This is a genomic window from Escherichia sp. XD33 (assembly GCF_019375075.1).
In the GTDB taxonomy this organism is placed as follows: domain Bacteria; phylum Pseudomonadota; class Gammaproteobacteria; order Enterobacterales; family Enterobacteriaceae; genus Enterobacter; species Enterobacter flexneri_A.
Window position 1 is genome coordinate 69,093 of the sequence record NZ_JAENDM010000022.1, and the last position, 11,689, is coordinate 80,781.

General features: G+C 42.7%; 6 protein-coding genes and 1 pseudogene. All 7 read right to left on the reverse strand.

The window, feature by feature from the left end:
- Positions 1-43 precede the first annotated feature (43 nt).
- The gene (locus K0778_RS14545; protein ID WP_032192066.1) at positions 44-1,048 is read right to left on the reverse strand and encodes a ParB family protein; all 1,005 of its coding nucleotides are present in this window, start codon (positions 1,046-1,048) and stop codon (positions 44-46) included.
- Entirely contained in the window at positions 1,045-2,298 is a 1,254-nt protein-coding gene (locus tag K0778_RS14550) for a ParA family protein (RefSeq protein ID WP_032084678.1), read from the reverse strand. Before K0778_RS14550 ends, K0778_RS14545 begins: the two co-directional genes overlap by 4 nt.
- 3,836 nt (positions 2,299-6,134) lie before the next feature.
- Entirely contained in the window at positions 6,135-8,816 is a 2,682-nt protein-coding gene (locus K0778_RS14555; RefSeq protein ID WP_000387412.1) for a TraC family protein, read from the reverse strand.
- 8 nt (positions 8,817-8,824) lie between these two features.
- Positions 8,825-9,775 (reverse strand): IncHI-type conjugal transfer lipoprotein TrhV, encoded by a 951-nt coding sequence (gene trhV / locus K0778_RS14560; RefSeq protein ID WP_001022587.1) that lies wholly within the window; start codon positions 9,773-9,775, stop codon positions 8,825-8,827.
- Between the two features lie 9 nt (positions 9,776-9,784).
- Positions 9,785-10,537: a protein-disulfide isomerase HtdT gene (htdT, locus tag K0778_RS14565; protein WP_183079335.1), complete on the reverse strand. Its 753-nt coding sequence runs from the start codon at positions 10,535-10,537 to the stop codon at positions 9,785-9,787.
- A gap of 118 nt (positions 10,538-10,655) precedes the next feature.
- On the reverse strand, positions 10,656-11,138 hold the full coding sequence (locus K0778_RS14570; RefSeq protein ID WP_000377633.1) for a hypothetical protein: 483 nt from the start codon (positions 11,136-11,138) through the stop codon (positions 10,656-10,658).
- Positions 11,139-11,145: 7 nt separating this feature from the next.
- Positions 11,146-11,571 (reverse strand): annotated as a pseudogene (trhB, locus tag K0778_RS14575) (IncHI-type conjugal transfer protein TrhB); the annotation flags it as partial.
- Positions 11,572-11,689: the final 118 nt, after the last annotated feature.

Here is an 11,689-nt window from a genome sequence, read left to right on the forward strand (position 1 = left end):
ATATAAATCATATGAACTGCATCATAAAGATGCAGTTCAATATTTATTCTGATACTTTTAATTTTTCTTTTATGAACTCCTCTAGCTCCTTAATAAAACCCGCACTTATCCTATTGAATTCAATGCGAATTTTTCTTCCAGTATTGTTTTTACTGATTCTTGCATACTTATCTTTGTTATCAAAAGTAATAAGATCACTTGTTTCCCATTTTGTGGAATAAGATTTTTCACAAACACTTTCCACAGATTGTGTGATTTTCTCCATTACAACTTTTTGGGCAACTTGGAGATCTCCAATGTCTAAATCTTTTGTTTCCTCTTTAACATTATCTATTACTTCATCTAAAGGAAATAGATTTTTTTGCACATATTTCTGTAAACGAGACAAGCGACTATAATAGGAGTTCGGTATTCCTTCATAATCCGGGAATAAAGAGATCAATGTTTCGTCAATACGTGCCGCCTGGATTCTTTTGGCTACCGATACATGACTAATCCCAAGATATGCTGCGAGTTCTTCATTAGTAGAAAATCCCTTTTCTTCCATTTTCTTGATAAATTGAAACCCAACTTCTCTATATGAAAATTTTCGAGATGTTTGTGCTGCGGATATAATTGAATTTATATCATCTTCGGTTAGTTCATCCGGTAGTACCCACAGGGGGAGATCCTTTTCTGCCTTTATACAGCAGAAACGTCTGCGACTTCCTTCTATTAATAAATAAACCCCATCTCTTTTTACAGCGATCCCTTCGGTATCGACCCCTCTTTCTTCAATCTGCTTAAGAATATCTCTAACAGAATAATCTGTAAGGGCTTCTTGATTTCGTGGGTTTGCTGGATGGACTAAGGTCTCCTTCTCCACTCTCTGGGCTGGAACAATCACATGTTCCGCTTCAAGTCTTCGGCCCTTATGAAGAGTGAATAACTTTTTTATGCGAGGTGCTGTTTTCAAACCCGCAAGACCTGAACGGTGACCGACTTCTGTCCGCTTTGGTGCGTTTAAATATCGAGATTTATCATTCCCGATATGTTGCTCATCGCTCATGCGTTAACTCCTTGCTTAGCTGAAAAACTTTTTATTTCATTTATAAATTGTTGATATACCTGTAATACAGATTCTTCTGCGACATCAAGTTGCTTTGCGGAACAAAGTTCCTCTGATTTTTTGATATCAAGCACTGTACGCCCTTTGGAAGCAGCTGCCTTAAATGCTTCAGAATTTTTTATGTTAGCGGACATCAAAAGGTCCTGAACAGTTCTGATTAATTTATCCAAAACTATTCTTTCATATGGACTTTTGTCATCAACATTGACAGCAAGAACTTTGAACCATTTTAAATTATCGCCCTTACTTGGTGATTGTTTAAACCTTTCACTTATTGTAAGCATGAAGTCTGTAGTAGAGGCGTAATCATATTCACGTGGTGACACTGCGACAAGAATCCCATCGGCCGCTTCGTCAGCAGCCCAGATCAAAGGTGAATCTTCAGGTGGAGTGTCTATAATAATCAAATCATAGTTCTGCTTCAGTACCGGTAAGATAACTTCCTTGAAACGTAGTAACAAAGACGTTCGTTCTTCTCTAGAACATTGCCAGTATTTATCTTTAAAACGAGCATCTGTCGGAAATGCCGTTATCACGTCCAAGTTTGGCAGATGCGTTGAAAAAGGCATATTAGTGATGATTTCTTCTTCAGAGAATCCTGAATCTAAATATTTTTTATACTCAGAATTTTCTTCATAAATTCCAAGGATTGCATCAATTGCTGTAAGGAAGACATCATCTTCTGAGACACTTTGAATCATGCTGCTTCCAATCGAACCTTGTGGGTCCCATTCGATCATTAATACACGTGCATTCAGTTGTAGATCTAAAGCAGCTGCTACTGCTAAAGCTACAGATGTAGTGCTTTTCCCTGTACCGCCTTTATGATTCTGAGTAACAATAGCTCTGCTAAAGTAATGATCGCGGTACTTGGGATAACCCAGGGCATCCATTATTTTTTGAACATCCCAGCGGGTGTAAAGATGATTTTTGTTTTGATAAATAGGTGCACCAACAACTTCTTTTTCTTCTAAGTCCGAAAGTATTTTATTGAACGTTACTCGTGACTTCCCAAAAAAATCAGAGAGATTTTTTTTATTTAAACAGTGGTTGTAGATCAGTCTATCAACACCATCAACACTATCATCAGAAACAGATACTCTTGATGAAGCCATCAGAGATTCCTTAAGAGAAATCTGCTCGCTTTTCATGCGCTGACCAACGAGGGCGATCTTTTCAAGTAAATTCATGGTTATGACCTTTTTGCACTGAAAACCGACTTTTACGCATATATGTAAACTTTACGCATAATGCGTCCATTTCATTGTTATACGTACAATTCTATCCTTTGTTTCAATCCTAAGCTAATGTTTGTTTACTTTTTTATGATTTTTTGTGAGCTTAACTTGCAGATGAGAGCTCAGACTCTCTAGTCCATACCTAATGCTCATTCTTTTTAAACCACGATTCTTGTCGACTTCTCTACGCTTTGACGTTATGAGCTCCATTAATGAATCTTCACGCCTACCCTATTTCTTGCTTAGACCCTAAAATCTATCTCACCGGTGTGCTGATTTACGTTTCCTAACTGTGAATCGTTGTCGTCAGTCCAGTCTAAAGATATGAGGTGTTAATCTCTTGAGTAGGCCCACTACGAATTATGGGAGCAGAGTTAGCAACCTAGCCCAGAACTGAAACCCAACTTCAGGAGGCAACCCCAGTGTGGCGATTAAGGGGGTTAAATCTGCCAGCGGCTGACAGTGTCCTAGCTGCTGCTCAGTCACACCACGCCCTGATTAAATCTCCTGCCCGGTATTGTAAGGACCGAAAAAAGCCCGTGCATTTGTGTTGGCAGACCGGCATGAAGGAATATGACGTTAATCTGTATCAGCAGGCACTTTTCGCATGATGGGAGCAAGTGATAGCAACCCCGCCCAGAACGGAAGGCCAGCATCAGGACAAAACCCAAGTTTGGCGATTAAGGGGGTTAAATTTGCAAGCGGATGACAGTGCCCCAGCTGCTGCTCAGTCACACCACGCCCTGAGTAAATCTCTCGCCAGGTCTTGTTATGACCGAAAATAGCCCAAGCACTGGTGTCGGCAGACCGGCATACAGGAATATGACGTTAATCTGTATCAGCAGATACATTTCGCATTATGGGAGCAAGAGATAGCAACCCAGCCCAGAACTGAAGGCCAGCATGAGGACAGAACACCAGTTTGGCGATTAAGGGAGTTAAATATGCAAGCTGCTGATAGTGCCCCAGCTCCTGCTCAGTAACACCACGCCCTGATAAAATCTCCTGCCCGGTAATGTAATGACCGAAAAAAGGCCGTGCACTGGTGTCGGCAGACCGGCACGCAGGAAAATGACGTTAATCTGTATTAACAGACACATTTCGCATTAGGGGAGCAAGTGATAGCCACCCAGCCCAGAACTGAAGGCCAGCATCAGGACAGTACCCCAGTTTGGCGATTAAGGGGGTTAAATCCGCCAGTGGCTGTAAGTGCCCGAGCGGTGTATAAGAAATATTTCCCGAAGGACAATCTTTCGCTCGTACGATGAATAAAGTGTTCAACCCGGGAGCGGGGATCACTTAACCTGCTTAGCCTAAATCTTACGTCATTCTCTAAACGGAGTTTAAGCTTAATGGTCCTTAGAAAGTTAAAAGGACTACCCATAATGACGTCTTGAGATGGCGAATAAAGGGTTTTAATCTGCCAGCGGCTGACAGTGCCCCAGCTTCTGCTCAGTCACACCACGCCTGATTAAATCTCCCGCCAGGTCTTATTATGACCGAAAATAGTCCCCGTGCACTAGAGTCGTAAGACCGGCATACAGGAATGAAGCTTAAATCTTTATCAGGTTGCAAGGTTCGCATCATGGGAGCAAGGGCCTTGAACTGTAGGTTAACATCAGAAAATCCCAGATTGGCGATTAAGGGGGTTAAATCTGACAGCGACTGAAAGTGCCTTCAGATGCTGCTCAGGTATATTACAACCTGAAAAAATCAAGCGTCTGTTCATGCGAATATCGAAAAAAGCTATGCACCAGTTTCGGCAGACCGGCATGGAGTAATGAGACGTTAATCTGTATCAGCTGGCGCATTTCGTATCATGGGAGCAAGTGTTAGCAACCCTGCCCAGGACGGAAGGACACTATCAGGACTGATCCCAGTTTGGAGATTAAGGGGGTTAAATCTGCCAGTGGCTGACAGAGCCTTCTGATGCTGCTCAGACATACTATGCAACGATAAAATCACCCGTCCGTCCTTGTGATTATCGGAAAAAGCCATGCACCGGAGTCGGCAGATCGGTATGCAGTAATGTGACTTTAATCTGTATCAGCAGGCGCAATGGGAGCAAGTGTTAGCAACCGAGCCCAGGACGGAAGGACACTATCAGGACTGAACCCCAGTGTGGCGATTAAGGGGGTTAAATCTGCAAGCGGATAACAGTGCCCCAGCTGCTGCTCAGTCACACCACGCCCTGATTAAATCTCTCGCCAGGTCTTGTTAGGACCGAAAATAGCCCGAGCACTGGTGTCGGCAGACCGGCATACAGGAATACGACGTTAATTTGTATCAGCAGGTACATTTCGCATTATGGGAGCAAGTGATAGCAACCCAGCTCAGAACTGAAGGCCTGCATGAGGACAGAACACCAGTTTGGCGATTAAGGGGGTTAAATCTGACAGCGGCTGACAGTGCCTTCAGATGCTGCTCAGGCATACTACTCTCCCTGATATAATCTCCCATATGTTCTTGAGATCGTCGGAAATCGCCCATGCACCGGTGTCGGCAGACCGGTATGCAGTAATGTGATTTTAATCTGTATCAGCAGGCACATTTCGTATCATGGGAGTAAGTGTTAGCAAACCGAACCCCGCCCAGCACGGAAGGTCAATATCAGACCAGAATCCCAGTTTGGCGATTAAGGGGGTTAAATCTGCAAGCTGCTGACAGTGCCCCAGCTTCTGCTCAGTCACACCACGCCCTGATAAAATCTCCTGCCCGGTAATGTGATGACCGAAAAAAGCCCGTGCACTGGTGTTGGCAGACCGGCACGCAGGAATATGACGTTAATCTGTATCAGCAGTTACATTTCGCATTATGGGAGGAAGTGATAGCCACCCAGCCCAGAACTGAAGGCCAGCATCAGGACAGTACCCCAGTTTGGCGATTAAGGGGGTTAAATCCGGCAGCGGCAGTAAGTGCCCGTGCTGTGTTAAAGGAATATTTCCCTAAGGACAATCTTCCGATCGGCCTTTTGTATAAAGTGGTCACCCCGGGAGCGGGGATCACTTTACCTGCTTAGCCTAAATCTTACGTCAATCACTATCCGGAATTTTAGCTTAATGGTCCTGAGCAAGTTAAAAGGGGTACCCCTAATGACGTCCCCAGATGGCGATAAAGGAGTTAATTCCGCCTTCGGCTTACAGTGCCGCAGCTGCTGCTAAGGAACACCACGCCCTGATTAAATCTCCCGCCTGGCCTTGTGATGACCAAAAATTGTCCGTGCACTGGCGTCGTAAGACCGGCATACAGGAATGAGGCGTTAATCTTTATTAGGTGGAAGGATTCGCATCATGGGAGCAAGGGCCCTAGAACTGTAGGCTAACATTAGAAAATCACAGATTGGCGATAAAGGGGGTTAAATAAGTTAAAAGTCTTCGGTGAGCAAATTGGATAAATTTTCATAAACCAAAGCGTTAATATTAAACTTTTAGAAGAATGATTAAAGGATATTAAGTTTTGTATGCAATATGACACCAGTGATCTGTTTTCACTAATAATGCCGCGCTCCTTTGATTACCTTTGGTAAACAAAAATGTAATTTACGTGAATTTCATCTTATAAAGTCAGTATTGATGTTATAAATTTTGTTTACTTAATGCGTACACAACCTAAATGCGATTTGTAATTATGTCACTGTTTTTAAGCCATATTAATTATAAAACCAAAATTTGCAGCACAGTGATGAACTCATTAAGTCATAACCTCATTTGTTTACTTAAGGCATACAATAAAAAACCAGATTCTTATGAGACATCTGGTTTAATTGTTTTTGCTTGAAGATATTTACTCTACGCGGCCAAACCCGCTGCTACTTCTTGAGCATAGAGAATTTCTATTGCCTCGCCATAGCTACAATTCTCGCGGCTTTGAATTTCCCATAATTTACTCCTGTCAGCACTATCCGTAGTAAAACAAAGCTCCATTTTCCGGTCTACGTATAACCGACAGATCTCTTGGAAGTTTTCGAACCTGACTAACATCTCTGAAAACACCTTTTTGACTGTACGAATATTTTTCATTCGTTCATATTCTGCATCTGAAGTAGAAAAATATTTATTAGCCTTCATTGCTTCAATGCTTTCTTTTTCTTGTTTCATGATTATCTTCCAAGGCGAGTTAGCAGTCAGGGCCCGGCCAACAGAAGAAGTAAAATAATCTTCAAACGACTGTGTGATACAGATGCCAGCGCAGTTTGTTTTCCTGAACCTACGCCATGCCGCTTCGAGGAAGGAAGAGAAGAATTGGTTTGATTGATTTCCGGCACCTGATGAATTATCAGGACGAATGTACTCCCAAGCTTCATCTAGGATGAACAAGCGACGACGCCCATCTTTTTTGATGAACATTGCATGCTGAGCAGCCTGAATGATAGACATTAAAACAACTGTCTGAAGGTGGGGGGTGCCTTTTAGCTCCTCCAGTTCCAAAACAATAAATCTGCTGTCGAAGTTGATTGGAGGCAACGTATCGGTAAACCGGTGCCCATAAATTCCACCTTCGCACCATGCTCCGAGTTGCTCCCCAATATCCTTTATACGTTTGTCTTCATGCTTCTTGCAACGCAGAGCAAAGCCGGTTATTGAACCGGTCCGACCTGATTTTCTGGATTCCTGGTACTCTTCTGCAATAAGCTGAAGCATCACTGATTGTTGATAATCATCGATAAGGCCTTTCTCTGAAGCCATAATTTTTAGCTGATTCAGAACCATTATGGTCTGAGCAACTTTGTCTTTTTCTGCATCGTTTGAAGTTGATTCACCGGTAAATTCAGGTGCTTCGTTAAATACATCGTCGTTAACAGTGATGTCAGTTAGGAAGGCAAAGGGATTTAGGGTGAAGTCAGGGGTTTTACCGAAATCAATAAATTGACTGTTTGTATATTGTTCCGCAATCCCCTGGTAAGAACGCCCCACGTCCACTACAAAAACTTGAGCACCATCAGGATCATCATCTGGGTATTCGTTTTCTAAAAAATGCTTAAATGTTGAGCGATAATGAACGAGGTTATTAGATCGCGGTCCAGCTCCAAGATAGTTATTGATTAGATATGCTGTCCAGAATGACTTGCCTGCACCTGACGTTGCACCAATAACCATGTTATAGCTTGCAGAAGTCTTGAAAATATCAAGTCCCATGAGTTGACCTTCACGAGAAACTAAACTCAGTACTGGTCTATCTGTATTACCTTTCCAGGGCCCAAAGATCGGCGTCATATGAGCCGCTCCGGTGTTGCTCACTACTTCGGATCGGTCAAGGTCGAAAATTGTCTTTGGGTCATTGCACATTGGCAGACATGACATAAATGACGGGAAAACGATAAAGGAATCATCTGCTACTTTGACCCGGCTTTCGAGGTAAAAGGATTTGAGATCGTTAGCTGCTGTCTGCACAGAATTGGCATTACTACCCATAACAGTGAAAGTAAGATACCCTCTTAAAAGCTTTGCGCCATCCTCAAGCTCGCGAGTTACGGCCATGTAGTCATTATCCATATCCCGCAGGCGAGGGCAGAATGTGACAACTGAAGGTATACTTGCCTGTTTATTAGTGATTGCTTTGTAGCGGACGTTTTCTTTTGACAACTTGAGCGGATCGGCAAACTGAACAGTCTGAGTGATCATAAATGGGCTGAAAATTGTCTTACGTCCATGCATCCAGTTAACTACTAACTCATACATACAACCGAAATTGACGTATTCAGGAAACTTTACAACGGAAAGTTGTTTGAAGTAACGATGCTCAGATTCGTCGTCACTTTGTGTGACTGATGAGAAATGATTTTCTGTGACTGTATACTTACGGCCGGGAACGTTAACTTGTTCATTAAGCCTTTTCATAGTGTTAACGTCTATAAAACCTTCAGCCCACCGAGAGTTCTTTCCGGGGTTTACGACCTTATCTATACAATAGAGCCAGTTTTCTGCATCGACCTTAAACGGATGCAGTCCAATCGTAATTAACTTACTTACAAGTTCAGAGTAAAGTGAATCGATACGCGAATGTTCCAGCTCGGTAGGAAGGGCAGACTGTAAAGGAATCGATAGCGAGATCCATACCTGAAAATCCCTCAACATAAGGTTATCATGATCAGGTTTTAAAGGCTTATGCATACTTCTGTCGTAGTAGTCCAACTGATAACCATTAAGCAGATCTGCTTTAAGCTTATCGTTCCCAGTCATACGCCCACCTCGCACAGCTGACCAAGCACTAAGCTGTAAAGTCAAGTCTGGCAATGCAGTCAGAGATATTTGACAGACAGTATCTGTAGGAAAATCCATTTTGAACATTTCAGCAAGAACATCTTGCTGATTATCAAAAACTCCAGGTGATGGATTACAGATAAACATAAACCCTAATCTGTTGCCATCAATCAAAAAATAGTGAGTCCCTGCTAATTGATCGTAAACAGGGATAAACCCACCTAATTGATGGCGATTTAAACCGCTATTGTAATTATTGATAGCTTCCATATTTGACCTTACAGTTGTCTAACAATGCCGTTCGAAGAGACAGCTTTAGTTGCTTTTTGTTGCTGCTGCATATTTTCCCGGGCCGCATCCTGTACTTCTAAAGGAACTATGCGAGCTGGGTTTGAGGTCGAATTCTTGCCAGCAATCCATGTTTGCGGTTTTACGTTGACATAAACGTAGCCGGGAAGATTAAGCGCATCGTTATCATCGGTATAAGGTGCAAAAGTAATTCTCATTACTTTCCCCTGTTGCAGAACAGCAAGTGGTTCAGGAGCCACTACAGCTTGTTTATAACCTTGCGAACGGTATTGCTGGATCTGCCCAGTGTTGAGAGTAGGGTTAACGGGCTGGCCATTGTAAAGAGAGTACATATCCTTGCCAGGGCTGATATCAGAATTAGGTGCAACGTAGCGTGGTGCATTTCCAGCAGAAACCGGATAGCTTGTTTGTTTAACGACTTCCGCAGCCGGATGAACGAAAGGGTTACCAGCTGAAGAGGCAGTGCTATAACTGCTAGTCATCCTTACGTTTGAATTAACCGGTACACCAGAAATAGGCCGTGGTCCAATGGATGAAGTAGGGGCACCCATTTTTAAAGTTTTATCGTACATGACAGGTAACTGACCAACTGGCTTAATTTCGGTTTTTGAATAAGCCACAGGCTGATTTTTAAGGGTTGTAGACTGTGGATATTTGACTTCCCCTGGAGGGCTAATTTCAGTTGGATAACGGCTGTCATTGACAGCCGATTTCTCCTTTCCCGATTCCGACTCTTCCCCCGCAAGTGCAGACAGATCATCTCGATTATTAGTTAACTCCATAACTTCGCGAGGACCTTTACAGATAACGCCCTTTTCAATGCCTGGACATTCGGATTCGGAACTCCCGATGGAGCACCCCGTAAGATATGAGGATGTACCTACAACCAGAGCACTGAGTACCAATCTTTTGATGTTCATAAACTAGCCTTAATTTGTCTCAAATGGATTTTTTAAGAGAGGTTCAACGCTTTGGTTCAACCAGTAGTCGAAATCTTTTGGAATGCCATTACCAGCCAAACCATCCTGTCTGACAACTGAAGGTACACCCTGCAATTTATAAATTCCTGCGAGCATCAATGACGCTACCAAAGGTTCCGCCGGACATTCTTCTGCTTCTTTTTGAGAGAGCAATCTTTTTTCAATGTCGGATTTGCTTCCCATTAGCCAACGAAGAATATCGAGGTTGTTTATTTTTCCTTTTTCTTTACTACACCAGAGCCTTCTAAGCTCTTCTTTTGGCTCACCGGGTGAGGGAACTAAAACAATATCTATCCGATACTTGTCCCGATCTGCATAAAATTTCTTAACAAGTTCCATGCAACCGTCACAATCAAGTGTTAAGAAAATGGCTGCTTGTCTCTTAAGCTTTGAATTTCCCAGATGAATGGACGCTACAGTTTCCAGAGGGAAGGGGGCCTCATCAAGACTAATAAAATAGGAATTTCTGATTTCTTCTACAGTCAGAACAGGTTTACGTTTAATTACATCAACAAGGCTTCCCCCAGTAAGGGAGTATCGGCCATCGGTCGTTACTGCCATTAGCTGCGAACGCTCGTCCTGAAAGAGGTATAGCCCACCAGAAGGAATGTATATGGCATCCTTAGGTTTATATCCTTTCATTTTTGATAACGCACCCGAGATCTGACTGGGTGAAACGCCGCCTTCCTTTGCCTTTGCCATTAACGCAGCAGCATCACTATTAGTTAGGACCTGCTCTGAAGCATAAGTGACCGTATTCGCCATAATGGCGAAAGCCGCCATTAAAGGGAAAAGTAACTTTTTCACTATTGGGTGCCCTCTACTTCTTTGCATTATAAGAACTTGATTGTACCGCTTCAGAGCTATCTTCAAGTTCCATATAAGTGACGATTTCAACACTATCCGGTACAGTAACGGCAAGCGTTGCATCAATAATTAAATAGCCACGGTCACGGTAGATCTTCATTAATGTTCTGAAATATTCTTCGAATTGAGTTCTATCATTGTCAGCAGTACGGCCTCCGTGATGCTTGAAAAATTCCTTACGTAATTCAGGCATGTCAAGCACTGCAATCTTGTACGAAGGCTGTGATTGTTTATTGAAGTAATCGTAAACATTCATAAAGCCTTTATAACCATAAATAATGACCAAAACGGCAAAGGCGAAGAAAAATAAATACTTCAATATTTTTTCAATATCAATTTCGAAGGTAATTTTTTTTGTTGTCCTTTCTCGCACCATTTTTTTAGTGATTTCAGGTCCAGCTGATTCAGTCGATTCTTTTTTTTCTAAACTATCCATTTAAACCTCAGCGACTGGTCAGATTCGTTGGAATTGTAGTTCCGGTCTGAACGACAAATGTAATAGCTCGGCCAGGGCTAATTTCTACGATTGGCCACTGTTGTTCTGCAATTGCGGTGTAGTAATCGACGAGTCGATTAAGGCCACCTTGAGCTGCACCAGCCCCGGCTAATGCCCCAAGTGCACCAAAATTAGGGGACTGATACTGAGCCTGTGAATTAGGGTCGATGTTAAGTGAAGATACCTTACTGGGGCTTAAGCTACCGGCAAGTGAAGAAAGTCCACCGGCAAATGCAGCTCCTGCAATTGCGTTACCATTTCGGCTGATAAGCGTGCCTCGGATCCCATTTTTTCCGTCATTTTCACTTACAGCATATGCTTCCAGTTTTACGTCAAAAGCTTTCCCTTTTGAATTAACACAAGAGATAGAAGGGCACTGTTGCAAAGTTAGCGATGAGGCAGCCTTTTGTCTTATTCAAAGGCCTTACATTTCAAAAACTCTGCTTACCAGGCGCATTTCGCCCAGGGGATCACCATAATAAAATGCTGAG